This window comes from Mesorhizobium sp. M5C.F.Ca.IN.020.29.1.1 (assembly GCF_003997375.1).
GTDB lineage: Bacteria > Pseudomonadota > Alphaproteobacteria > Rhizobiales > Rhizobiaceae > Mesorhizobium > Mesorhizobium wenxiniae.
Genome location: NZ_RZSW01001080.1, coordinates 1 through 843 on the forward strand (window position 1 = coordinate 1; position 843 = coordinate 843).

Annotated in this window: 1 protein-coding gene; it reads left to right on the top strand. The window is 64.7% G+C overall.

What is annotated here, in order from left to right:
* Positions 1-333: 333 nt before the first annotated feature.
* Positions 334-843: ABC transporter substrate-binding protein (locus EOA85_RS36335; protein ID WP_245486399.1), on the top strand; the 510-nt coding region annotated here is incomplete at its 3' end.

Consider the following 843-nt stretch of genomic DNA (forward strand, 5'->3'; position numbering starts at 1 on the left):
CAACGGGGAGAGGGGATCGCCAGCGTTGCGGCCAAGCCCCTCCCCGCCCTTCACGGGGAGAAGGTCCCGGCAGGGGTTGAGGGGCAGCGCCGAGATCGTTGATCATTTCCAATATGAGTCGGGTGCCCACTTTTGTGTGACTCAGCTGCCTCATATTGACTCTCTCTGTTCATTGCCCCTGCGGAACAGTGCACAACAACTGCGGAAACCCGAACACTTCTCCACTCAAACCCACACTATCATTGCCCATGGCCAAAGGCGCGCCGGCCGACCGCATCCGTCCCCCGCGTTTGGCGATCGGCCGGGGCGCCCAACAACAGGGGAATGACGACGATGAAGTTCATGCTGACCGACAGAGCGTTGCATCCGCAGGCCGAGCCCGTCGCCGACGGCTTCAAGAAGGGCAGCATGAACCGGCGCGAATATCTCGCCACCATGGCAGCACTTGGCGTCAGCGCCGCCGGCGCGCTGGCGCTTGGCGGCCTCGCGCCTTCCCCTGCCAGGGCGCAGGCGCCGAAGCGCGGCGGCATCTTGCGCGTCGCCATGAACGTCAAAGGCTGGAAGGACCCGCGCACTTTCGACGGCGTCGAGATGTCCAATGTCGCCCGCCAGTGCAACGAATATCTGGTGCGCTGGAATCGCGATTTCACCTTCGAGCCGTGGTTGCTCGAGAGCTGGGGGACCAGTGACGACGCCCGCGTGCTGACGCTGCATGTCCGCAAGGGCATCACCTGGTCGAACGGCGACCCCTTCAACGCCGACGACGTCGTCCACAACCTGACGCGCTGGTGCGATGCGAGCGTTGCCGGCAATTCGGTCGCCGAGCGCATGGGGGCGCTGGTC